General features: G+C 44.1%; 19 protein-coding genes. 3 read left to right on the forward strand and 16 right to left on the reverse strand.

Annotated elements, in window-relative coordinates; all coding sequences use genetic code 11:
• Positions 1 to 167 precede the first annotated feature (167 nt).
• The 8 genes from FKZ59_RS04875 to FKZ59_RS04910 all read right to left on the reverse strand — a co-directional run bounded on the left by FKZ59_RS04875 (position 168) and on the right by FKZ59_RS04910 (position 11,801).
• Positions 168 to 617 carry a MarR family winged helix-turn-helix transcriptional regulator gene (locus FKZ59_RS04875; protein ID WP_141601632.1) on the reverse strand — a complete coding sequence of 150 codons (450 nt, stop codon included), beginning with the start codon at positions 615 to 617 and terminating at the stop codon, positions 168 to 170.
• Between the two features lie 135 nt (positions 618 to 752).
• Positions 753 to 2,204: an ATP-binding protein gene (locus FKZ59_RS04880; RefSeq protein ID WP_181733180.1), complete on the reverse strand. Its 1,452-nt coding sequence runs from the start codon at positions 2,202 to 2,204 to the stop codon at positions 753 to 755.
• Positions 2,205 to 3,034: 830 nt separating this feature from the next.
• On the reverse strand, positions 3,035 to 4,384 hold the full coding sequence (locus FKZ59_RS04885; protein WP_141601634.1) for a TrkH family potassium uptake protein: 1,350 nt from the start codon (positions 4,382 to 4,384) through the stop codon (positions 3,035 to 3,037).
• An 88-nt stretch (positions 4,385 to 4,472) separates the two neighbouring features.
• Entirely contained in the window at positions 4,473 to 5,270 is a 798-nt protein-coding gene (locus tag FKZ59_RS04890; protein ID WP_141601635.1) for a TerC family protein, read from the reverse strand.
• 296 nt (positions 5,271 to 5,566) lie between these two features.
• A complete protein-coding gene (locus tag FKZ59_RS04895) occupies positions 5,567 to 6,652 on the reverse strand; it encodes an SDR family oxidoreductase (protein ID WP_141601636.1) in 1,086 nt (361 codons plus the stop codon).
• A gap of 255 nt (positions 6,653 to 6,907) precedes the next feature.
• Positions 6,908 to 8,485 carry a peptide chain release factor 3 gene (locus tag FKZ59_RS04900; RefSeq protein ID WP_141601637.1) on the reverse strand — a complete coding sequence of 526 codons (1,578 nt, stop codon included), beginning with the start codon at positions 8,483 to 8,485 and terminating at the stop codon, positions 6,908 to 6,910.
• Positions 8,486 to 8,664: 179 nt separating this feature from the next.
• On the reverse strand, positions 8,665 to 10,140 hold the full coding sequence (locus FKZ59_RS04905; protein ID WP_141601638.1) for a UDP-N-acetylmuramoyl-L-alanyl-D-glutamate--2,6-diaminopimelate ligase: 1,476 nt from the start codon (positions 10,138 to 10,140) through the stop codon (positions 8,665 to 8,667).
• Positions 10,141 to 10,412: 272 nt separating this feature from the next.
• Positions 10,413 to 11,801 carry an aldehyde dehydrogenase gene (locus tag FKZ59_RS04910; RefSeq protein ID WP_141601639.1) on the reverse strand — a complete coding sequence of 463 codons (1,389 nt, stop codon included), beginning with the start codon at positions 11,799 to 11,801 and terminating at the stop codon, positions 10,413 to 10,415.
• Between the two features lie 140 nt (positions 11,802 to 11,941).
• On the opposite strand from FKZ59_RS04910, the gene FKZ59_RS14670 reads away from it, so the two are divergent.
• Positions 11,942 to 12,112 (forward strand): hypothetical protein, encoded by a 171-nt coding sequence (locus FKZ59_RS14670; protein WP_181733197.1) that lies wholly within the window; start codon positions 11,942 to 11,944, stop codon positions 12,110 to 12,112.
• 52 nt (positions 12,113 to 12,164) lie between these two features.
• Here the strand turns inward: FKZ59_RS14670 and FKZ59_RS04915 are convergent, their stop codons facing one another.
• The gene (locus tag FKZ59_RS04915) at positions 12,165 to 12,758 is read right to left on the reverse strand and encodes a phosphatidylglycerophosphatase A family protein (RefSeq protein WP_141601640.1); all 594 of its coding nucleotides are present in this window, start codon (positions 12,756 to 12,758) and stop codon (positions 12,165 to 12,167) included.
• A 124-nt stretch (positions 12,759 to 12,882) separates the two neighbouring features.
• Between FKZ59_RS04915 and FKZ59_RS04920 the strand changes: the two genes are divergently transcribed.
• Positions 12,883 to 13,608 (forward strand): alpha/beta hydrolase, encoded by a 726-nt coding sequence (locus FKZ59_RS04920; RefSeq protein WP_141601641.1) that lies wholly within the window; start codon positions 12,883 to 12,885, stop codon positions 13,606 to 13,608.
• Positions 13,609 to 13,676: 68 nt separating this feature from the next.
• Positions 13,677 to 14,192, forward strand: a complete 516-nt coding sequence (locus FKZ59_RS04925) for a 2'-5' RNA ligase family protein (protein WP_141601642.1) — start codon at positions 13,677 to 13,679, stop codon at positions 14,190 to 14,192.
• 188 nt (positions 14,193 to 14,380) lie between these two features.
• Here FKZ59_RS04925 and FKZ59_RS04930 read toward each other — a convergent pair whose 3' ends face one another.
• From FKZ59_RS04930 to FKZ59_RS04960, 7 genes are all read right to left on the reverse strand, one after another.
• On the reverse strand, positions 14,381 to 15,841 hold the full coding sequence (locus FKZ59_RS04930) for an aldehyde dehydrogenase family protein (RefSeq protein WP_141601643.1): 1,461 nt from the start codon (positions 15,839 to 15,841) through the stop codon (positions 14,381 to 14,383).
• Positions 15,842 to 15,884: 43 nt separating this feature from the next.
• Positions 15,885 to 18,512 carry an aconitate hydratase AcnA gene (acnA, locus tag FKZ59_RS04935; protein ID WP_141601644.1) on the reverse strand — a complete coding sequence of 876 codons (2,628 nt, stop codon included), beginning with the start codon at positions 18,510 to 18,512 and terminating at the stop codon, positions 15,885 to 15,887.
• Positions 18,513 to 18,527: 15 nt separating this feature from the next.
• On the reverse strand, positions 18,528 to 19,475 hold the full coding sequence (locus FKZ59_RS04940) for a hydroxymethylglutaryl-CoA lyase (protein ID WP_408057449.1): 948 nt from the start codon (positions 19,473 to 19,475) through the stop codon (positions 18,528 to 18,530).
• Between the two features lie 7 nt (positions 19,476 to 19,482).
• A complete protein-coding gene (locus tag FKZ59_RS04945; protein ID WP_141601646.1) occupies positions 19,483 to 20,691 on the reverse strand; it encodes a CaiB/BaiF CoA transferase family protein in 1,209 nt (402 codons plus the stop codon).
• A gap of 184 nt (positions 20,692 to 20,875) precedes the next feature.
• Complete coding sequence (locus FKZ59_RS04950) at positions 20,876 to 22,066, reverse strand: FAD-dependent monooxygenase (protein WP_141601647.1); 1,191 nt, start codon at positions 22,064 to 22,066, stop codon at positions 20,876 to 20,878.
• Between the two features lie 23 nt (positions 22,067 to 22,089).
• A complete protein-coding gene (locus tag FKZ59_RS04955) occupies positions 22,090 to 23,229 on the reverse strand; it encodes a cupin domain-containing protein (protein WP_141601648.1) in 1,140 nt (379 codons plus the stop codon).
• 93 nt (positions 23,230 to 23,322) lie between these two features.
• On the reverse strand, positions 23,323 to 24,156 hold the full coding sequence (locus tag FKZ59_RS04960; RefSeq protein WP_141601649.1) for a fumarylacetoacetate hydrolase family protein: 834 nt from the start codon (positions 24,154 to 24,156) through the stop codon (positions 23,323 to 23,325).
• Between the last annotated feature and the right edge of the window lie 18 nt (positions 24,157 to 24,174).

The following is a 24,174-nucleotide window of genomic DNA, read 5'->3' on the forward strand; positions in this document are numbered from 1 at the left end:
ATGGGGATTGCCTTAATGGCCGTGAATTTACGGAAATACACGGCCAACAAAGATCAACTGACCAAAAATAATGGAGAGAAATGGAAAAAGGAGAATTTGAGTTGGCTCAAATTCTCCTTTTTCCTATTTTGAAGCTAGTTTTGTCCCAGCCTCTTTTTATTACGATTTCAATAAGATAAATCTTTTATGGATAACCCCAATTTTTTCAACAATTCAATGGCGGTTTCCTTTTCTTCCGGAGTCAAAGCGCTCATCAATTCATGCAAGTTCTTTTCATGTTCGGGGAAAATCTTCTCCATAAACGCCGCGCCCTCTTCCGTAATTTCGGCATAAGTCACACGGCGGTCCGTCGGGCAAGAAACCCGCTTAATCAATCCCCTTTTTTCCAGTTTATCGACCACATAGGTAATGGAACCGCTCGCCAACAAAATTTTGCTTCCTATTTTTTGCAACGGCTGCCTTCCCTTATGATATAACAATTCCAGAACCGCAAATTCCGTAGGATTTAAGCCGTTTTGTTGAAAAAACTGGTTTGTCACTTCATTGATTGCTTTATTTGCCCGTGACAGCACTATATACAATTTTAGCGATTGTTTAATATCGTTATTTGGCGACAAGACAAATCATCCTCTTTATACTATATCTATAAAGCATTATAGCGATTTGGGAAAAGATTTGTCAAAGTCGCTCTATAACGGGCCGCGCCAAATCCCCTTTAAGCTGTTTATTTTCCTCAGTCGATTCAGCAATTCTCAATTTACTTGAATAGAATTATATTTTTGGGCATTCAGCCATTTTTTCAATTGATTGTCATCGTAATAAAACCTAGTATAATTCTCAGTATAACTATAAAATTCTAAAATAAAGGTAGAACCAACATCGACCTTGCTTTCTACTGCAATTTTTCCATGATGTTCGTCTACCACTTTTTTTACAAGCGAGAGTCCCAATCCTGTTCCGTCGTCTTTTGTCGTAAAAAATGGCGTAAATAATTTGTTTAAATATTCTTTTGGAATTCCGCTTCCTTCATCTTGTACGGAAACCTGGATCTTGTTATGGCGATGTTTGAGCTCTATTGTAATTGTTCCACCATTTGGCATGACTTCAATCGCATTTTTTACTAAATTGATGAACATCTGTTTTAAATGATTGACGCTGCCGATCATCGCATAATCGCAGTTTTCATCTGCAATCAACCGAATGGCAATATCATTTGAATCGGCTTGTGGCCGCATGATTTGAATGACTTCCTTTACCACATGGAGCAGCGAAATTTTTTCGTGGTACGTTTTTGACGGTTTCGCCAAATACAAGATTTCTGAAAGGGTGGATTCCATTCTTTCCATCTCATTTTCGATAATTTGGACATATCTTTTTCCGTCATCCGTTGTATTTCCTTTCAATAGTTCCATAAAACCCTTCAATGAAGTCACGACATTCCGGATTTCATGGGTAATGGTTGCCGACAATTTTCCGATTTCGCTAAGATGCTCCATTTCTTTCACTTTTTGCCGCAGCTTGACCGTTTCAGTTTTGTCGATGATGGATACGACCGTCAAATCCATATAATAAAAATACTTGCAATCCAATGATAAAAACTTGTCTTTATTTTCACGGTTCATTCGAGCAATTTCAAAAGATGCATGTCCGAATGTTTTTAATTCCGATATGAATTGCAACTTTTTAAAGCTATTATCAAAATATTGGGAAAGAAAAGCATCAAAGGATAGATGGAAAATGTTTTCCAAATCAAGGTTTAATAATTCAATCGCTTGCGAATTGATTTCAATGATTGAATTTCCTTTGAAAAATATGATGCCGCATGGCAAATCGTTCAGAAAACTTCTCCCATCCAATTGAAGCTTGCAATCAAAAGCTTCGTTCAATATTTTCAGGAAAATCAAATTCTTCTTTTTTATCAACATTCCGAATACTTTGATTTCTTTGTACCGTGAATCTTTTCCTTTGATGTTCAGTGAAGTAAAGGAATATTTTTCTTGCTGCACCCTTTTCAAAAATGAATGCCAACGGGACCGGGACAACTCGTCCATAGGAAGCGGCTTCCCGATTTCTTCATCCAAGTTGAGGATATTGGCGGCTTTATGATTGATGGACTCAATAATACCCGAAGAATTCAGTATTAAAAAAGGTTCTTCATATTGGAACAGTTCTTCCAACAGAGGTATGATTGTAGCGTTGCTCATCTTGAAACACCCACCCTTCCCCATTCACTCATCTCATTCTCATTTTCTCTCTATCTACAATCTATTCATTCAATTCCAACTTTACGAAATTTTCTTAATTTAGGTTTTGTACAAAAATTATTTCATAAAATAATTAAGAATAAAATAAGTATAATATACTGATTTTCAAATTTTGGACATTTTTTAATATCATTTATTTTATTTTCTATATATTTTTTTGATAATTATAGAACCAATGGTCTATGTAAAAATTACCTTTTATTAATTAATTGCAGAAACAGCTATAATACCTTTGAATCATTTTCATTTCAATCCATCTTCAAATCTTCACCTTATTAATTTACTTAAATTATTTTATTATAAAAAATTTTTCCTGCACAACATTATGACATAAGGCACAAAAGTATTCATATTCGCAAGAAAACTTTCAGATTATTCTAATAATGCGGTATCAGAATACAGGAAATACTGGCATGCTTGTATTTTATGTAAGTAATCATTGCGATTATAACTTTGGCCATTTATTATGGAAAAATTTTTTCTTGCGAGTATGCCATAAAAAAATCATCCAACCCATGATTGGATGATCGTTTTTGAATTTGCTCCATTTCCATTGCAATCTATTATCCCTTTATTTATGGATATTTTTTGCATGCACCATTAAGGTCTTAAGACTCAGATAGTTCATCCCAACTTATCCACTGACTTATCCACAAAAAATCCACAATCGGGCATTCTTTTTTCTTTCTACAGAAATATCAAATTTTTACAATCCTACAAAAAGAAACCCTACCTTCATCATCCCCTCGGATAAGCCGATGTTCCTTCTTCTAGCCAATAATGATACGTTCTCTCGGATATCGATACTTCGGTTTTTGAGCTTTCCCTCCCAAAGTGTATAGGAATGAAATCAAACCGACCCTTCCAATAAACATTAGCGCCATGATGATCAACTTTCCGGCGCCCGATAAATTTTCCGTAATTCCAAGGCTCATCCCGCAAGTACCGAAGGCGGATGTGATTTCAAAAATGATTTCCGTTGTTGTCGCATATGGCTCCGTCATTACCAATACCATAGTGGCCATCAACACCATGAAGGCGGCCAAAATGATCACCACAAACGACCGCAATATGTCATCCAGGCAGATTTCCCTGCCAAAAACCTGGATTTCTTTTCTTCCATTGGCAAAATTGATCAAAAACAACATGGCAATCGCAAAAGTGGTTGTCCGAATCCCGCCGCCTACAGAACTGGGAGATGAACCGATAAACATTAGAAAGCTCAAAAAAATGTCCGTCGCTTCATTGAACAATTCCACGTCTATCGTCGTCAAACCCGCAGATCTTGTAGAAACCGATTGGAACATCGCAGCAAAGAGTCTTTCATGCCACGGCAGGCCTCTCATTGAATAAAACGATTCGCTGATGAGAATCACAACGGCCCCTACCACAAACAATACGCCATATGTCGCCGTCGTAATTTTCGTGAATAAACTGAAGCGGAAGGCCGGATCTTTCTTCGTCAAATAATGCTTCACTTCGACAAGCACCGGAAACCCGATTGCCCCAAGCACAATTAAAATCATTGATATAAATTGGACAAAATAGTCATAGTAGAAAGGCTTATAACTTTCACCGGTAATGTCAAATCCGCTGTTTGTCGTTGCGGAAATCGCGGCAAACAAACCATGTTTAAAGGCTTCCGGCCAAGTATCGAAGTATCTCAAAAAATGGATGCTTAAAATCAGCGTGCCGACGGTTTCGATCAAAAACAAAATTTTGATGATTTCTTTCAAGAGCCGGACGACACCGGCAAGCTGAGGCTGATTAAAATCGATCATGATCAATTGTCTTTCCCTCAAACCGATCCGTTTGCCGATGAGCAGCCAGATAAAGGTGCCAAAAGACATTACACCGATCGCACCCAATTGCACGATGATCAATAATACAAGCACCCCAAAATTTGTAAACGTATCCGCTACATTAAAAACGGTCAGTCCCGTTACACTGATGGCGCTCACCGCCGTAAAAAGCGAATCAAGGGCCGATACTTCCTTTCCCTCCTGATAGACTGCCGGAATGCGCAATAACAAGAAGGAGAACAGTATGGCAAGAAAATAAAATGCCACCAGCAGCTGAAAAGGCGTTATTTGCTTAGTTTTTATGGACTTGGTTGCCATTGGTTTCGCCCTCTTTATCCTCAAAGATACATTTTAGTAGTATAAGTAGTATAAGAAAAAAATTACAGAAAATAAAGAGGGACAGCTGCTACAGCTGTCCCTCTCCTGATTTCGCCCCTTCTTTTTTATGCTTTTTTTTCTTGGCAACGCTCGTAATCCATCCCCCAAGAGCGATGGAAACTAAAACGACCCAGAATGTAATTTCCCAAGGAGCTGAATGTGGAAAATCATGGGGCAATACGCCGACTTTTTGATGGGATAATGTCAAAACAACCAGTTTAATGCCGACCCATCCCACAATCAAGAAAGCCGCCGTTTCCAACTCCGGATAGTTGTTCAACAATTTGACAAACCATTGCGCTGCAAAACGCATTAAAACCATCCCGATGATGCCGCCAAGAAACATCACTGTAAATTGCCCCGCATTGATTCCACCGATATGGAAATCCCCCACTTTCGGCAATGTAACTGCGATGGCTACGGCAGCAAGCATGGAATCCACCGCAAATGCGATGTCCGCAAACTCCACTTTTAAAACGGTCGCCCATAAGCCTTTCCCTTTTTGCAGATGTTGGTCAATCGCCTTTTCTTGTTCTTCTTTCTTGAATTTCTTTTCGTAAATATTTTTAACGGCAATAAACAACAAATAAGCGGCACCAATTGCCTGAATTTCCCAATAATTTACCAATACTGTAATTAAGAATAGCGCCACAAAGCGGAAAATAAATGCCCCAAACAGTCCATAAAACAGCGCTTTTCTTTGCTGGTCCTGCGGCAAATGTTTCACCATGACAGCCATGACCACTGCGTTATCCGCTGCCAATAACCCTTCCAGCATCACAAGAACAACCAAGACCCACAAATATTCCAAAATGATTGCTTCCACAGAATACTCCTCCTTAATGTTTGTATGCCCAACCGAATTCACTTCTACTTATTTTAGGAAGAAAGCATTTTTAGGCAAAAGAAAAAACCTTTGCCTAATAGGCAAAGGTCTTGCTAAGCAAATTTCAATCAATTTGCTTTCATATCCGATGGCAAACTGCCATGTAATGACGAATATGAAGTAAGTATTTAGACAGGCTAAATACTTATAGCTACTCCCCTTTGACAGTGTCAATGGCAATATTCGATTTTCCGTAAAACAAGTATACCAGCCGAAAAATCCAATTGCAATTGATTTTATTTGATGGGAATTTGAAATTGTGTATTGTGTTTATGTTCTTTGTAAAACCGCACCATTGCAGGTATTATTTTCAAAAAATCAGGGCATGTAATATTTCCTTTTGATAACAATGCCAAGGCAATCGAACAATCGAAATCCGCATGCCAAGTCAGGTAGTCGATCGTTTCTTTTTCCACTCCGAGCATCGTCCGAACGGATTTCATTTGCAGACCTGCTCTAGCGAATGAAAGCGGGATTCTTCCTTTCGGAAATTTTCCTGTCATTTCTTTTACCATCGTCCTGTATACTTCCTGTACCGGATGCGGATTCGGATCCGTCAAATGAACCGTTTTTCCGCTCGCTTCTTCATTTTGGCAAAGGTAAATGGCCGCTTTTGCAACATAATCGACAGGCACGACGTTAATCCTCGCCGTGGATTTCCCGATGTAAGGAATAAAGGGAAGGAAGCTGATACGATCGATCAAGTTTAAAAAGAAATATGGACCGTCAAATTTGTTTGTTTCCCCTGTAACCGAATGCCCGATTACAATGCCCGGCCGGATGATGGTCAACGGAATTTCATCCACCAAGTCATTCACCAACAGCTCCGCTTCAAATTTCGTTTCTTCATAATGGTTCTTAAAGGAATCGGGACGAATCAGCTCCGTTTCAAGAATAACCCCTTCCCTTCTCCCGGCCACATAAGCGGTGCTGAAATACATATACCGTTTCAAACGGGGCAGTGTTTTTACGAAATCATTCACATTGGAGGTTCCATGGACATTGATTTTCCATGCCACATCCCGTGGGACCGCCAAATCGTAAATCGCCGCCAAATGCCAGAAATATTGCGTTTCCTGAACAATTTTTTCTATCGCTTCTTCATTCAAATCCAAATTGGGCAATGTGATATCGCCTTCAAAAATTTCAATGGTCCGTCCGGGATATTCTTCCAATAGCTGCCTCCGCACCTCTTCCGCTTTTTCCCTTTCCGTTTTTAACACCAATACATAAACGGAGTCCGCCACATTTGCTGAAAACATTTCACGAACCAACTGTCTTGTTATAAAGCCGGGAAAACCTGTGAAAAAATGAACCGCCATCGCCGCATCCTCCATCACCTTTTTCTAGTAACTATATATTCTCTGAAATGTTTCCATTTTCCTTTTATTCTTCATTGTATTTTATATTTGTCAATAAATTTGAGATTGTTTATTTTCATCAGAAATAAGAGTGCAAGTTCACAATAAATCTTTACCCTTTGTCTTCAACTTTATTAGTCTATCCATAAAAAAAGGCGGATGGAAAAGGAATATTTCCACATCCGCTCTTTTTTATGAATAGAAAATACCGCTTGCTTATAACAAGCTATATAATTGGATATGCTCGTTTTTCTCGGAAAACCAGCGCAACGCAAAATCGTTTTCGAACAAAAAGACCAGTTTGCCGAAACGGTCTTTCACTAGCATGGAACGGGAAGAAGACATCGATTCTTTTACATCTTCCTCGTTTTTGATCCAACGGGCAATTTTGGATCCGATTGGCTGCATGACCACTTCCACGTTGTATTCATTCTTCATTCTGTGCTCAAACACTTCAAACTGCAATTGCCCTACCGCGCCAAGAATGATTTCTTCCGTATGAAGAGTTTTATAATACTGGATCGCTCCCTCTTGCACAAGCTGCAAGATTCCCTTATGGAACTGTTTCGATTTCATGACGTTTTTCGGACTGACTTTCACAAAAAGTTCCGGCGTAAACTGCGGCAATTTTTCAAATTGGAAAATTTTCTTGCCGCCAACGACCGTATCGCCAATTTGATATGTTCCCGTATCGTAAAGGCCGATGATGTCCCCCGCCACCGCTTCATCCACCGTCTCGCGGGTTTCCGCCAAAAATTGCGTGGATTGGGTCACTTTAAATGTCTTCCCGGTGCGGGCCAACGTAACGTTCATACCGCGTTCAAACTTTCCGGATACGATTCGGACAAAAGCAATCCGGTCACGATGGGCCGGGTTCATATTGGCCTGAATCTTAAAAATAAATCCGGAAAAATCTTCATGCTCCATCGGATCAATCAACTGTTCCTCATCCGTCGATCTCGGCTGCGGAGCAGGGGCAAACTGCAAGTAAGTTTCCAGGAAAGTTTGCACACCAAAGTTGGTCAAGGCGGAACCGAAAAATACCGGCGTCAACTCGCCGCGGAGAATATCTTCTTCTGAAAAAGGATTTCCCGCTTCGTCCAGCAGGCGGATATCATCCATTGCCTGTGTGTAATAGGAAGTTTCCTTCATCGGATGATCGACTGCCAATTCCCCATTTTCATCCAATGGCAAAAACCGGTCGCTTTCATCGGCGCGGAATTGTTCAATCCGCTGATGGAAGCGGTCATAAATGCCATAAAACTCTTTCTCCATCCCGATCGGCCAGTTCATTGGATAGGCTTGGATTTCAAGAACTTCCTCGATTTCTTCAATCAATTCAAGCGGTTCTTTCCCTTGGCGGTCCAATTTATTGATGAATGTGAAAATCGGGATTCCGCGCATGCGGCAAACTTTGAACAATTTAATCGTTTGCGATTCAATCCCCTTTGCCGCGTCAATCACCATGACCGCACTGTCCACCGCCATGAGCGTGCGGTATGTATCCTCCGAAAAGTCCTGGTGCCCAGGCGTATCCAAAATATTGACCCGATAACCGTCATAATCGAATTGCAGCACGGAGGATGTGACGGAAATTCCCCGTTGCTTTTCAATTTCCATCCAGTCACTTTTAGCAAATTTTCCGGTCTTTTTTCCTTTGACCGTTCCCGCGGCACGGATTGCTCCTCCAAAAAGCAGGAGCTTTTCCGTCAACGTCGTTTTTCCGGCATCCGGGTGGGAAATGATTGCAAAAGTTCTGCGTTTTAAAATTTCTTGTTTTACATCTGAGTTCATCTTTCTGCGTCTCCTTTTTTCATACGTAAACAATAATAAAAGAACGGCCCTGTTTCGACAACCTTTTTCTGCTTTCAGGGGTGAAAAACCCGGTTTGTGAATTGGATGTTATTTAGTTTTGGATGTTCACCATAATTTTAGCCGCCTCAATCTTTTTGAGACGGCTGGAAAGGGATTCTTTATCCTTTAACAAATTTTAATTTTGCTGCTTCCAATGCGATTTCCGCATCGCTGTGAGGATATTTTTTGTTGCCGATAATTTGGTAATCTTCGTGTCCTTTCCCTGCGAAAATGATGACATCTCCCGGTTCGGCAACGGAGATGGCATGGCGTACAGCCTCCGCCCGGTCGCCGATGCAGGCATAATTGTTGTGGAGCATTCCTTTTGCCAAATCCCCTGTAATACTGTCATAATCTTCAAAACGCGGGTCATCGGTTGTCAATACGACATAATCCGCTCTGGATGCCTTTTCAGCCATGGCAGGACGTTTCGATTTATCCCGGTTTCCGCCGGTTCCTACAAGGAAAATTAATTTATTTCCGGGCTTCTTATACGGCATGGCCGCATCGATGGCTTTTTCAATGGCATCAGGCGTATGCGCGTAATCGATAAATATATGTAGAGGCAAATCGGTCTTGATTTTTTGCATTCTTCCCCGTACCGGCTCCAGCACTTCAATTTGTTCAATGATTGCATCGATCGGATAACCGCGGGAATATAAGACAGCCGTGGCAGCCAACACGTTGTAGACATTAAATTCGCCCAACAATTGCATCGACACCGGGAATCTTCCTTCCGGCGTAATCATATCAAAGGTTGTGAGCCCATCTTTATATTCGCAGTTTTCCGAGCGGAAGTTCGCTTCGTTCTTCAATCCATACGTCCAAATCGGATAAGGCGTCATGGCCGCATATTTTTTGGACCACGGATCGTCCGCGTTTAACACCGCCGCTTTATTTTTCGTTAAATCTTGTCCCAATTGAGAGAATAACAAGCCTTTGGCATACCCGTACTCTTCCATGGTGCCATGGAAATCCAAATGATCGTGGGTCAAATTGGTAAATACGGCCACATCGAAATCAACTCCAGCAAGTCTTCCCAATGATAGACCATGGGAAGACACTTCCATGACCATGGAATAGCAGCCTTCCATCTTTGCCCGGAAAATCATCTGCTGCGTGCTCAACGCGTCGCTTGTCGTATTGGCCGTTTCATACAGAACGCCGTTTAAATTAAAACCGATCGTCCCTGACAAAGCGGATTTTTCCCCCAATCCGACATACATCTGGTGGATGATGTTCGAAACGCTCGTCTTGCCGTTTGTTCCCGTTACCCCGATCATCGTCAAATCTTTGGAGGGATAATCAAAAAATTTGGCGGATATAAGCCCCAATGCGCGATTGGTATCCGGTACAATCACCTGAGCCACGCTGCCTTCCAATTGCAGCGGTCTTTCGGCAAGCACCACCGTTGCCCCTTGGTTTACCGCATCTTGCGCAAAATCATGGCCGTCCACTGTATAACCTTTTATACAAACGAACAAACTTTTTGGTTGTACGCTTCTTGAATCGTTCGAAATATCTTTAATCGTATTCGGCAATTGTCCGATTACATGTTTTATTGGGATGACGCTCAATAATTCTTCTGTGATCATCTTTCTTCCTCCGTATTGACCAAATGCTTAGTTTGGATAAAAATCACTGTTAATTGAACCATGTACTTCCACTGTTCTTTTTAAAAAATATTATTTAATGTTAATTATCATATCAAAAATGGGGAATATCCGACAAAAGGAAAACGTCTAAAAAAACGAATTTTTTCGAAATATGTCGAATTGCGTTTGATTCCTTCCGTTTTTTTGGAATTTTCAATCAATATATTTTATAATATCCCGTTTTCCAGCACAATAGCTGCCCAATATTCCAATTATTTCAACACTTTTCTTACCAGCTTTACTTTTTGATTATAAGGCGGATATAATAAATCATTGGCGAATTTGGAGGAACGCTTCATGATGGATTTTGCATGGGTGAATGTTTCGAAACTTGCCTTTCCATGATATCGGTTGATTCCGGATGGGCCGACGCCGCCAAAAGGCAAATGGATGTTGGCGACATGAGTGACTGTATCATTGATGCAACCGCCGCCAAATGGCAACTCCCGGATAAAATAATCGATATGCCGTCCATTTTCCGAGAAGAGATAGGCTGCCAGCGGCTTGGGAAGCTTTCGGATGCGGCCAATCGCCGCTGCCAAATCTTCATATTGAATAACCGGCAAAAGAGGTCCAAAGATTTCATCCTCCATGATTGGGCTATCCCAACGGATATTCTTAAAAATGGTCGGCTCCATATATAAATCACTCCGGTCTGCTCTCCCTCCGAAAACGATATTATGTTTCTCCGATTGGAGCAATTTTGCAAGCCGGTCAAAATGGCGCTCATTAATAATCCGTCCATAATCTTTGCTTTTTTGGGGATCCTTTCCGTAAAAGCGGACAATGGTTTTCTTCAATCTTTGGATAAAGCGATCATGAATGGAAGAATGAACAAGCACATAATCCGGCGCCACACATGTCTGCCCGGCATTATTAAATTTTCCCCAAACAATTCTTTTTGCCGCAACGTCCAAATCGGCACTTTCATCCACAATCGCAGGGCTTTTTCCTCCCAGCTCAAGGGTGACGGGCGTCAAATTTTCCGCGGCGGCGCGCATCACAATTTTTCCGACGGACACACTACCGGTAAAGAAAATATAATCAAAAGGCGCATGAATCAAAAGGTTGACTTCCTCTTCCCCCCCTTCGACAACCCGCACGTAACGGGATTCGAAAGTATCTTCAATGATTTTTTTGATGATTTCCGTTGTATGAATGGCCGCTTCGGAAGGTTTAACGATTGCCGTATTTCCACCGATGAGGGCTCCAATCAACGGCTCCATGACCAACTGAAAAGGATAATTGTATGGGCCGATGATCAATACGGCGCCATAAGGTTCTCTGACAATGAAGCTTTTGGCCGGCTGAAAATGGAAAGGGGTTCTGACATCCACCGGTTTCGCCCACTCATCGATGTTATTGAGCATATGCCGGATGCTGTTGAGGACAAACCCCACTTCATTGGAATATGCTTCAAATTCGCTTTTTCCTAAATCCAGATTCAATGCTTTCAGTATTTCTTTTTCATGTTCTTGAATCGCCCTTTTCAGTTTCGCTAATTGCTTTTTTCGAAATTCAATCTCCTTCGTCTGCCCGGAATAAAAAAATTCTTTTTGCTCCTCAATCATCTTCTCTACTTCATGTGCATCGAGTTTCATGATTTCCCTCCAAAAATACATAAAAAAAATTTTTTTGCCCATACTGATTACTACAAGTTATATTACTACAACTTGCTGAAGAACTACCAGTTGACAAACAAGCATACTTCACAAGAACTTCCATGAAGAGGGGGCAAATGATGATGGTCACGACAAAATATTGGTGGGAAGACGTGTTTACAGGACCCTTGGCAATCGGTATCAATGAAGAAAAAATCCATCAGCTGGAGGACGAATCCTTTTTGTATTTCAAAGGGCAATCGACGAATGAAGATGAAGAAAATGATACAAATTTGGAAATGGCCAATTAAATATTGAAATAAATGGACAGGCTGGGCATCAAAACCCAGCCTGTTTTGCTGATCAAGGTTCATCATCGACCGGCAGCATTTCCCCTTCAGGTCCCAACTCATGCGGAGGAACGCTTTTGAAGGTTTCCCCCTCTTCTTCCAAGTCCCTCAATTTATGGGCAATCCGGCTTGCGGCACAAGCCGCGATGCTCGCCACCAGGTCATCCAAGAATGTATGGACTCCATTGCCGGATTTCGTGTCCAGCTTTTTAATAATGCCGATTTTATTTTTATCCAAATGGCCATAGGTAGTTAACGCAATACTGCCATACGTCAGTACAGAACTCAAGGCAATCGTTTCATCCACGCCAAAGAGCCCTTCATCGCTTTCCACGATGGATTGCAGCGGTTGGGAAAGCATCTTTTTCTCCGCCAGTTGATCCAATTCCACCCCAACCAGAATCGCATGCTGCACTTCCCGTTTTAAAAGAACCCGCTCAACGGATTTGATGCAATGTTCCAGCGTCAAGCCATCGTTATATGGATATTGCATTTCATAAACGATTTCCGCAATGTCTTCAATTTTTACTCCTCTTCTCAGCAATGCTTCCTTTGCTGCTTTCGTCACATCGTGAGAATGAACCCTTCTATTATTGTTTTTTTTCATATTTGAATCCCCGCTTCTTATTGGATTTTTCTATTTGTAATGTAAAAATATTCGCTTATTTCATAATACATGATATTTTCAAGTTGTGATACAATAATGAACTGGATTTAAAGGAGGACTAATGGTGGAAACAGGGACTATACAAAAAATTTCGCTACACAGCTTTCATCTTGATGAAACATTTGATTTATTCATATATATTCCGGCAAATTATACTCCATTCAATAAATACAACACTTTGATCGCGTCAGATGGAAAAGACTATTTCCAATTGGGGGGAATTTCCCATATCGCCGACGAATTAATTGAAGATTATGAAATCGAAAACCTGATTATTGTGGGAATTCCTTATAAGAATGCGCAAGATCGCAAACGGAAATACATCCCAACGGGAGATCAGCATGAAGCATATTTGAATTTTTTGGCCCATGAACTAGTGCCGTTCATCGACAAGGAATTTTCGACAGCAGGTACCGCAGCAAGCAGAGGGTTGATCGGAGATTCCATGGCCGCAACCGTTTCGCTTCTGGCCGCTTTAAAATATCCGAATATTTTTGGAAAAGTCATCTTGCAATCTCCCTATGTAGATGATTCGGTATTAAAAATTGTCGAAGAAACACCGACAAGGGACTCTTTGATTATTTATCATACGGTCGGAAAGCAAGAAGACGAAGCCGTCACTTTTTACAAAGACATCAAAGATTTCCTTACACCGAACCGGAAATTGCATCAATTGCTGGTATCCAAAAATTATCGGCATATGATTTATGAAGAGCTGGAAGGAAATCATACGTGGAAAACGTGGAAACCGGAACTAAGAAAAGCCCTCAGCAATACTTTTGGAATATAAAAATCGTGCATCTTCCGAGCATATTTTGCTATACTTAAGTAAAATTTGCATTTCAGGGAGGAAAGCGGATGAAGTTGAGCGTTGTGGCTTTTCCATCTAAAAAATTGCAGGATTTGGCGAATACTTACCGGAAGCGATACGATTCCCATTATACAAAAATCACGCCCTATATCACGTTGAAAGAGCCTTTTGATGTGGAAGAATCGCAAATCGAAGAAATTTCCAATAAAATCAAATCCATCGCCGATCAATATGGTCCGCTCGAAATTCACGCTTCGAAAGTCAGTTCGTTTTTCCCGGCGACAAACGTGATTTATTTTAAAATCGAACTGACAGAGCAATTGCAAAAAATTCACGAAGATTTATATAACAAGATTAATATCGGCAAACCAAAACATGTCTTCATTCCCCACATCACCATCGCCAGAGATTTGACCGAAACGGAACATGATGACATTTTTCCGCAATTGCGCATGATCGGCATCAACGAAAAAGAAGAAATTGACCGGATACATCTCATCTATCAATTGGAAGACGGATCCTGGACGACATATGAAACCTATAAATTAACCGGAGAATCATGATGAAAACCTGCGAACTCCAACCCGGCCGCCGGAAATCGCCCATTTATTCAAATTATAATGGAGAAAATGAACTGCACCCCGACAATCAGGGTGCAGTTTTTCAATTCTCCATCCGGGAATGTTGCGTCGGAGCAAAATTTTGCTCCCCTGCGCAGAAGAGGGGAGCTTTTTCCTTTAGTTTTAGTATATCAAATCGGATATTCGCGGTAGCCGCTTTGAACTCCGATCCATTTTGTTGTCGTGAATTTATCAATTGCCCACTCACCGTTGAAGCGTCCAATGCCCGAATCTTTCTCCCCGCCGAATGCGACATGGGCCTCGTCATTGACCGACTGATCATTGATGTGGACCATTCCTGTCTTCATTTTTTTGCCCACTTCCACGCCCCGGTGGATATCGGCTGTAAATACCGAGCCGCTTAAACCATAAGGAGTATCATTTGCAATCCTGATCGCGTCCTCTTCATCTTTCGCTTTAATGATGCAAGCAACAGGACCGAAAATTTCATTTTTTGCAATCGGCATATCATTTGTCACGTTTGTCAGCACGATTGGCGACATAACCAGATTTTTCACCGGCCCGTCCAATACAATCATTGCCCCTTGCGCTACGCTGTCCCGCACGTCCTTTTGAATGCGCTCGATTTGCTGCTGATTGATCAGCGGACCAATAAAAGTCGTTTTTTCCACCGGATTGCCCGCCCGGAGCTTCTTGACGATGTCAACAAATTTTTCAACGAATTCATCATGGACGGACTCGTCTACGATAATGCGGTTCAAAGCCATACAAATCTGGCCCTGATGCATAAATTTCCCGAAAGCCGCTGCCTTTGCCGCCTTTTCAATATTCGCATCATCCAGTACAATCATGGCGTTATTCCCGCCCAGTTCAAGCGCCACATCCTTCAAATACTTGCCTGCCAGCTCACCTACCCGGCGGCCCACTTCCGTCGAGCCGGTAAATGATATCATCGATGGGATTGGATGGGATACAAAAGCGTCTCCGACTTCAGAGCCCCGGCCAACGATCACATTGACAAGCCCTTCCGGAAAACCTGCCTGCTCAAATATTACGCCAAACATCAATCCCGATGTGACAGGCGTATCTGAAGCGGGTTTAATGACCACGCTGTTTCCGACAGCTATCGCAGGCGCAACGGAACGCATCGTCAATAAGAACGGAAAGTTCCAGGGGCCGATCACGCCAATAACGCCTTTGGCCGTGCGGTAAACCCGGTTTTCTTTATTAGGAATATGGGAAGGCAGAATTTCGCCTTTTATGCGCGTCAAAAAACTTGCGGATTCCTTCACCATCCTTAAGGAAGATTCAAATTCGGACGTCGCTTTCAACAAAGTGCTGCCCGATTCCTGAATCAGCCATTGGATAATTTCTTCCCTTTTTTCCTGCAGCACATCGATTAAACGTTCAAACAGCCGTTTTTTTTCGATTAACGGCATCGACTCCCAGATGGGCTGAGCCTTTTGCGCCGCACTGTATGCATCGTCCAAATCAGCATGGTTTGCCCCTTTGATGGTCAAAAGTTCCTCACCTGTGTAAGGGTTGATATTTTTTATGATGCCGCTGCTTCCCCCTTCCCTCCACTGGCCATTAATATATTGTCTTGTGAAATTTTGCACCGTTATTGTCATTCTTTCTCCCCCATCCCGCTTGTTTTTTAAACGGCTTGAGCCGCTATACTTTCACTTGTTGTTTCCATTTTTGAATTATGCTTCTGAAAATCCCTCTTTTTCGGTAAAGTTCAATTTCATGTTTCGTATCCAAACGCAAAACGGCCTGGAAGACCCGCTTCGAGCCATCCTGTTTCACCGCTTCCACTTCCACTTTTTTGAATGGAGCGAGCGGCTCCTCCAAACCGTAAATGTTATACAGTTCTTCACCGGTCAACTGCAGGGATTCAGCGTTTTCACCCGGCATAAATTGAACGGGAAGAACGCCCATCATGACCAGATTGCTCCGGTGAATGCGCTCGAAGCTTTCCGCAATCACCGCTTTGACACCGAGTAAATACGTTCCTTTCGCCGCCCAGTCGCGGGCGCTTCCTGTGCCGTATTCTTGTCCTGCAATGATGATCAACGGAATATTGTCCTTTTTGTACAATTGGGCTGCCGTATAAACATCCATTTCTTTCCCGCTCGGAAAATGGCGGGTATAGCCGCCCGTCCTGCTGCTGAGAGCATTTTTCAGCCGTATATTTGAAAACGTTCCCCGGACAAGCACTTCATGATTTCCTCTCCTGGAACCGAAAGTGTTGAATTCGGATGCCGCAACCCCTTGTTCCAATAAATATTTTCCGGCAATGCTGTCTTTTGGGATGCTGCCTACAGGGGAAATATGATCCGTTGTAATCGAATCGCCTAGCACCAATAACACACGGGCATCGGCAATATTGCCGGCCCTTTCTCCTTCCGCATCGCCGAAAAACGGGGATGGCTTAAAGTAGGAGGATCGTTCATCCCATTCAAACACCGGCTGTTCTTTGTACGGAAGGGCCTGCCATTTTTCATTTCCGGCGAAGATATTCCGATAAGCCGTTTGGAACAAATCCGATGATATGGATTGGCCGATCAGGCGGATGATTTCTTCGGATTTCGGCCAAATATCCTTCAAATATACATCTTCGCCATTTTTTCCTTTTCCGATGGGCTCGCTTGTCAAATCGATATTCATCGTTCCGGCTATCGCATATGCAATGACGAGCGGCGGGGAAGCCAAATAATTCGCTTTGACAAGGGGGTGGATGCGCCCTTCAAAATTGCGGTTACCGCTCAGCACGGCCGCGACGGTCAAATCCGATTGCTGAACAGCGTGTTCAACGGCAGGATCCAGGCTTCCCGTATTTCCGACGCAAACCGAACAACCGTAACCGGTCAAATGAAATCCCAATTTTTCTAAATACGGCATCAATCCCGTCTTTTCCAAATAACCCGTCACCACTTTGGAACCGGGCGATAGGCTGGTCTGAATCGCCGAAGAAACCGACAATCCCCGTTCAACCGCCTTTTTGGCCAGCAATCCCGCCCCAATCATATTGAAAGGATTGGATGTGTTCGTGCAGCTCGTGATCGCCGCGATAACAATCGATCCGTCTTCAAGCGTCACCCCATTGACGATTGCCTTTTTCCCGCTTCCCGAAGATAGGGGAACGGGAAACGAATCTTTTGTCAATTGCAGCGGAATCCGGTCTTGCGGACGTTTCGGCCCGGCAACGCTCGGCTCAACCATTCCCAAGTCAAAATCCAAAACGTCGTCATATTGTTTATTTCGGGAATTTTCCCCTGTATAGAACAATCCCTGGGCTTTGCAATAGTGTTCGACGCGGGCCACATCCTCTTCCGGTTTGCCCGTCAAGCGCAAATATTTTAATGTTTCCTCATCCACCGGGAAGAAACCGCAAGTCGCCCCATATTCGGGAGCCATATTCGAAATGGTCGCGCGATCGGGAACCGAAAGTTCTTTTAATCCGGGACCAAAAAATTCCACAAATTTTCCGACTACGTTGCGCTTGCGAAGCATCTGCGTCAACGTCAAAGCAATGTCCGTTGCGGTTACTCCCTCCTTGGGCCGTCCCTTTATTTCAACGCCTATCACTTCCGGCATTGCGATGCTGATCGGAAGCCCCAGCATCGCGGCCTCCGCTTCAATGCCCCCGACTCCCCAGCCGAGAACCCCCAAAGCATTGACCATTGTCGTATGGGAATCAGTACCGATGATCAATTCCGGATAAGCCATATTGGTTTTTGAATCCAGTTCAATAATTTTCGTCAAATACTCCAAATTTACCTGATGGATGATTCCGTTTCCAGGAGGGACGACGGATAAACCTTTGAAGGCGTTTTGGGCCCATTTCAATAACCCGTAGCGTTCCTTGTTGCGTGCGTATTCAAGGTTCAAGTTTCTCTCAAAGGACCCTTCAGATCCGTAATCATCCACTTGGACGGAGTGATCGATCACCAGGGCGACCGGTATTTCCGGATGGACATGTGAGGGATCCATCCCCCAATCCCTCACTTTCCCCCTCAATGAAACCAGATCGACCAAAGCGGGAATCCCCGAAGCGTCCTGCATTATCACCCTCGTCGGAACAAACGGGATATCCATCCTTTTTTTCTCCGCTGCAGATTTCAATATTTCTTCCAGCTCTTCCTCGCCAATCCCGGTCTTTTCCCGGTTCCGGATGATGGATTCCAGCAAAATCAGAACTGTATAGGGCAGCTCCGAAAATGAGGCGGAACTTCCCAACCGGCGAAGACTATTGATTTGGAAGCTTTCAAATTCCGTCACAATGGTTTCCTTGTTCATTCATTTCCCCCCAATTTACACGCCCACTTTTTTCTGCCCTTTCGGTTTTGCGGACAGATCGGAGCATTTCCCTGCTTTCAAAAGGAAGCTGTCCACCGCATGTGGGAGCAATTGTTGAATATATTTCGCCGCGTCCAGCACCTTATCAATCGATACATTCGTCCTGATGCCCATCTCTTCGAATCCGTGGATCAAATCTTCGGAGGCGATATTGCCGCTTGCTCCAGGGGCGTATGGACAGCCGCCCAAGCCTCCCGCCGAGCTGTCAAAGTGGATGATTCCCTCCTCATAGCCTGCAACCGCATTGGCGAAGGCCATGCCGCGCGTATTGTGCAAATGCAATGAAAACGTAAAATCCGGAAAAGACTCTTTTAACCGGCGTACGGTGTTTTTAATTTTTGCCGGGTTCGCCATGCCCGTTGTATCCGCAAGGGATACTTCGGTGACGCCGAATGATTCGTACCGCTCACAAATCATGGTTAAGCGTTCAATCGGCACTTCCCCTTCAAAAGGGCAGCCAAAAGCCACCGAGATGGATCCCGAAACGTCCATCTTCTTTTCCTTGGCCAGTTCAATGAGGGGGGTAAATCGTTCCAGCGCCTGTTCCGTGGTGCAGTTTGCATTGCTCAGACTGTGGGAATCCGAAGCGGACAGCATGAGCTTCACTTTATCCACACCGGCGGCGATGGCCCTTTCCAATCCCCGGACATTCGGGACGAGCGCACGCAGCTTCACATTCTTTGAACGTTTAATCCGTTTCAATACTTCATCCGCATCCTGCAATTGGGGAATTGCCTTTGGATGAACAAATGACGTCACCTCTATTTGCCGGTAACCGCAGTCGATCAGCCGATTGATAATTTCCACTTTTGTCCCGGTCGGAATCCATTCTTTGACGCTTTGGAAACCGTCGCGGGGACAGACTTCCGTAATGATGACATCCCGTTTATAATCCAACTGCACCACTCCTCTAAATCACATTTTTTTCTTTCAATCTTTCAATCGTTTCATCATCAAGTTCCAATAGATTTTTTAAAATGTCTTCCGTATGTTCGCCCAAATCCGGGGCGATTTGCCGGATGGCTCCAGGCGTTTCCGAAAATTTCGGTACAACGCCAGGAATTTTTACCTTGCCCAGCCGAGGATGATCCACTTCCACGATGTTTTCCCGCGCTTTGTAATGCGGATCTTCAAAAATATCCTTAATGCTGTAAATCGGGCTCATTGGAACCCCGTACTCATCCAACAGTTTCTGCAATTCTTCTTTTGTTTTCGTTTTGACCCAGTCCGCCACGATGCCGTTGACTTCATCAAAACGTTTCAACCGTTCGGAATTTGTATAATATCTTTCGTCCGTGAGCATGTCTTCCCGTCCCATCGCCTTTGCCAGCCGCTCGAATGTCTTATCGGAGCTTGTGACCAAAATGACCCAGCTTCCGTCTTTCGTTAAAAAATTCCCTGCCGGCGCGGAATGTCCGCTCAATCCCGGCGTCCGTTCTTTAATATTTCCGGTCACATCATAATCCGCGACCAAAAATTCCATCATTCTGAACATAGATTCATATAGGCTGACATCTATATATTGGCCTGTGCCATCTTCATGGCAATCGCGATGATACAGCGCCATCACCGCCGAGAACGCCACATAAATTCCCGTCACATAATCCGTCAATGAAAATGACGGGCTGATTGGCGGACGATCCGGATAGCCGTGCAGATAGGTGAATCCGCTGAACGCAGTGGCCGGCGTACCGAAGCCGGCCTTATAAGCATACGGCCCCGTTTGACCATATCCGGTAACCCGGATCATGATCAGGTCGGGATTGATTTTTTTCAAATCTTGATAGCCGATCCCCCATTTTTCGAGGGTGCCGGTCCGGAAGTTTTCGATGAGGATGTCCGTTTTTTTGACAAGTTTGCGCAAAATTTCTTTTCCTTCCTCATGGTGCAAATCCAGCGTCAAGGATTTTTTATTGCGGGAAAGCCCTGGCCAACGCAGCCCTTCACCGTTGTAATAAGGCCCCAAATTTCGAAGCGGATCCCCTTTTTTGGGCATCTCCACCTTAATGACATCAGCTCCAAAATCCGCCAGAAGTGTTGCACCAAAAGGAGCGGCAATGACCGTCGATAAATCAATCACGCGCACCCCTTCTAATGGACCTTTCCTTGTTCTTCCCATATTGATTCCCCTTTGTTGATAATCATTGTTTTATAATAAGCGCCTTCATTTCCATGGCAGGACCGCTTTTTATGTAAAATATGGGTCCTTGCAATTTCCGGAACAATTTTTACTTCCATTTGCCGCAAATGGGACGCCTAAATCCCTTTAAGACGCCCCATCCTTCAATTCCGTGTATTCATTATTAAACCGATGCCAATTTCCGGTCTTTGTACAGCCATTCCAAATATGTGTAATCGTCCGGCGTGCGGTTCAACATGATCGTATCCCGCAGCAATCTTGCATGATCTTCTTTTGCATGTTTGATTTTTCCCCACATCCGCGCGCCCCGTTGGACCTGGGAAGCTCTCGGAATTCGCTCTTTTTGATATTCATCCAATGCTTTCGCCAAATCCGCTTCATGTTCTTTCAATTTTTCCACCAGGCAAACGGTGTCTTCCAATGCCTGGCAGGCACCTTGCGCTAAATATTGCAACATGGCATGGGCGCTGTCGCCCAATAGGGTTACACGCTTTGTTGACCATTTTTCCAATGGATTGATGTCATGCAACTTTGAAACAAAGCCTCTCTCGGCAAATTTGATGGACTCTTTCACCGTCGGACAGCAATCTTTGAACATGTCATAGAGTTCATCGATTGTTCCCCAATCATCGTTTTCCTCGTTATAGTTTTGGCTTTCGAATACCGCAACCTGGTTGATGACGCTCTTATGGCGCACCGGGTACTGTACAAGGTGGATGCCGGGGCCGATCCAAGTAAGTTTTTCATCCCAATCGATATTAATGGTCATTTCGGACATCGGTACCGTGAAACGGTATGCCACATAACGGGCAGGCACCGGCTTGGAATTGCGGTTGATCAGTTTCTGCCGGACAACGGAGCGGATGCCGTCCGCGCCAATCACCAATTTTCCCTTCAAGGTTGCCCCGTTTTCACACCGCAGTTCCACATAATCGTCAAATTCTTCGACCGATTCGAGCCGATGATTTGTCAAAAATCGGATATTATTCAACTTTTCGCATGCTTTCAATAAGACGCTGTGCAAATCGGACCGGTGAATCACAATATATGGATAGCCAAATGTTTTTTCAAAAGCCTCCCCGAATTGCACGGAGGATAATTCTTTTCCGCTTAATGCATCCATGAATACATGGCGCCGAGGGAAGACGGCATGTTGATACACTTCATCCAAAACGCCCAAGGCATCCAATGCGCGCAGCCCGTTTGGTCCAAGCTGCAATCCCGCGCCGACTTCACCAAATGCAGGTGCCTGCTCGATCACCGTCACTTTTTTTCCCAATTTGCCGATGCCATATGCAGCCGCCAACCCGCCTATGCCTCCGCCGACAACAATTACCTCTTCAATGTTTCCCATTCACACCACTCCTTTAAATGTTTTCATTTTATATAAACTGAATTTTTCGAATATTCAGGAACGAATTCGGACTTGATTTCCTGATGCCCTCCGTTTTCTGTATACGCCTCTTCCCGTTCAAACCCGAACGCTTCCATAATCGGCAAATCATTGGCGGAGAACAGCACGGCATCCTCGGTCCCGGATGTGTTGACATGCTCATGCCATGTCCATGCCGGCAATACGAAGATGTCTCCCGCTTTCCAGTCAAAACGGACGCCGTTCATCACCGTATAGCCCGATCCCTTGTAAACGTTATACACGACGCTATGGGTGTGGCGGTGCGCTTTCCCTTTGAATTTTGGAGGCAATTTTTGCATCCGCGCGCCGATGCGTCCGTTCGCGTCTTTTCCGTTCGATGGGTTGATGTATTCCACGATATATGCATCGAACGGATCCGGTTCCAATTCTTTCAGACCATCGATTGCCTGTATTGTTAAATCATATTTATAGCGTCCAAGGGGAGCCGGAGACGGACGGCGGTCGGAAATCGGGCGCACCATTCCCCCGGCATAGCGCTTTGTGCCAAAATCCACCGGATGCTCAACCGGCTGCCTGCTTTCCGGATACATTTCCAAAAACGAACTTGTCAACGCAGAAGTAAACGGAATATCCAAAACGTCCATCCAAAATACCGTTTCGTTGCCCTCATTGACATGGTCATGCCAGCACCATTCCGGCGTAATGACAAAGTCTCCCGGTTCAAAAGTGTATTTCACGCCGTTGACAACCCCTGACGCCCCTTTGCCTTTCATAATGAAGCGCATGGCGGATGTCATGTGGCGGTGCGGTGGTGCGAGCTCCCCGGGATTCAATGCCTGCACAGCCGCATAGAGTGTTTGCGTCGCTCCTCCCCAACCATGGGGCTCCAAATGCTTCATCCCGGGATTGATGAGATACACCGCCCGCCGGTCAATGGAACCTACCCCGACTTTCAACAATTCTTTCGCTTTTTCAAGCATTTCCAAAATCAATTCGCCTTTCCACAAATACGGTACCGCTCTCGGCTTTGGCTCCGGGGCGCTGAATACGGAAGCCCATAACGGCCCCATATTTTTATCCCCCAGTTCTTTGTGGAATTCGGCCAATTCCGGCGTCCATTGTTGTTTTTTGATTTCTGCCATCATAACCCCCGCTTTCAGATTTTTTATTGATTTAGTTGCAACTGAACATTGCAACCCTTGAGACCAGGCAAATAGAAACATGGATGATCGGGTTTATACACCCGGTTTGTATTCCACTTGAACCGAAAACTCTCCGATTCGTTCGATTTGGATGCGCACCGTGTCTCCCTCAGTGATTGGACCTACGCCTTCCGGGGTGCCGGTTGTAACGATGTCGCCCGGAAGCAATGTCATAACGCTGGATGCCGCTTCCAAAAACTTGTAGCAATCATAGATCAGGTCCCTTGTGTTCGCGTTTTGACGCAATTCATCATTGACCCACAACTTCAATTGGACTTCATTCGGATTACCGATTTCATCTCCTGTGACAATCCATGGCCCGATTGGCGTAAATGTATCAAAGGATTTGCGCCAAGGACGATCTTCTTTTCCCCTCACCGTGATATCCATTAATGCGAGATAGCCGAAAATGTAATTTGGCGCGTCTTCCGCTTTTACATCTTTTGCTTTTTTTCCGATGACAAAGGCGATTTCCGCCTCATGATCGATCCGGCGGTCCCTGAACGGCAATAATACCTTTTCGTTCGGACCGATAATGGATGAAGGCGCTTTCAGGAAGAAACCGAGGCGATCGACCGTCAAAGCGGCATTCATTTCCTCCTGGTGCAAAAGATAATTGACCGGAGCCGCGACAATTTTGCCAGGATTGGGAACCGGAGCGCGCAACGCCACTTCTTCCAATGGACGGGAAGGGCACGAATCCAGGTTTGCTTCAATTTTGGATTTTAAGTGCCCATAATCTTCCATGAATTTCACCAATGAAGCCTGAGGATCCGTATGATCCCACTCCACGATATCCGAGACGTCATAAATCTTTTCACCGACTACAACTCCGACTTGATGATCATTGAACAACGCAATTTTCATTTCATACTCTTCCCCTTC

It is taken from the genome of Ureibacillus terrenus (assembly GCF_006569205.1).
Classification (GTDB): domain Bacteria; phylum Bacillota; class Bacilli; order Bacillales_A; family Planococcaceae; genus Ureibacillus; species Ureibacillus terrenus.

Coding starts and splice junctions, on each gene's coding strand:
- FKZ59_RS04880 (WP_181733180.1), bottom strand. CDS start 2,204: ATGAGCAACGCTACAATCATACCTCTGTTGGAAGAACTGTTCCAATAT.
- FKZ59_RS04885 (WP_141601634.1), bottom strand. CDS start 4,384: ATGGCAACCAAGTCCATAAAAACTAAGCAAATAACGCCTTTTCAGCTG.
- FKZ59_RS04895 (WP_141601636.1), bottom strand. CDS start 6,652: ATGGCGGTTCATTTTTTCACAGGTTTTCCCGGCTTTATAACAAGACAG.
- FKZ59_RS04900 (WP_141601637.1), bottom strand. CDS start 8,485: ATGAACTCAGATGTAAAACAAGAAATTTTAAAACGCAGAACTTTTGCA.
- FKZ59_RS04905 (WP_141601638.1), bottom strand. CDS start 10,140: ATGATCACAGAAGAATTATTGAGCGTCATCCCAATAAAACATGTAATC.
- FKZ59_RS04910 (WP_141601639.1), bottom strand. CDS start 11,801: ATGAAACTCGATGCACATGAAGTAGAGAAGATGATTGAGGAGCAAAAA.
- FKZ59_RS14670 (WP_181733197.1), top strand. CDS start 11,942: ATGATGGTCACGACAAAATATTGGTGGGAAGACGTGTTTACAGGACCC.
- FKZ59_RS04915 (WP_141601640.1), bottom strand. CDS start 12,758: ATGAAAAAAAACAATAATAGAAGGGTTCATTCTCACGATGTGACGAAA.
- FKZ59_RS04925 (WP_141601642.1), top strand. CDS start 13,677: ATGAAGTTGAGCGTTGTGGCTTTTCCATCTAAAAAATTGCAGGATTTG.
- FKZ59_RS04930 (WP_141601643.1), bottom strand. CDS start 15,841: ATGACAATAACGGTGCAAAATTTCACAAGACAATATATTAATGGCCAG.
- acnA (WP_141601644.1), bottom strand. CDS start 18,512: ATGAACAAGGAAACCATTGTGACGGAATTTGAAAGCTTCCAAATCAAT.
- FKZ59_RS04945 (WP_141601646.1), bottom strand. CDS start 20,691: ATGGGAAGAACAAGGAAAGGTCCATTAGAAGGGGTGCGCGTGATTGAT.
- FKZ59_RS04950 (WP_141601647.1), bottom strand. CDS start 22,066: ATGGGAAACATTGAAGAGGTAATTGTTGTCGGCGGAGGCATAGGCGGG.
- FKZ59_RS04955 (WP_141601648.1), bottom strand. CDS start 23,229: ATGGCAGAAATCAAAAAACAACAATGGACGCCGGAATTGGCCGAATTC.
- FKZ59_RS04960 (WP_141601649.1), bottom strand. CDS start 24,156: ATGAAAATTGCGTTGTTCAATGATCATCAAGTCGGAGTTGTAGTCGGT.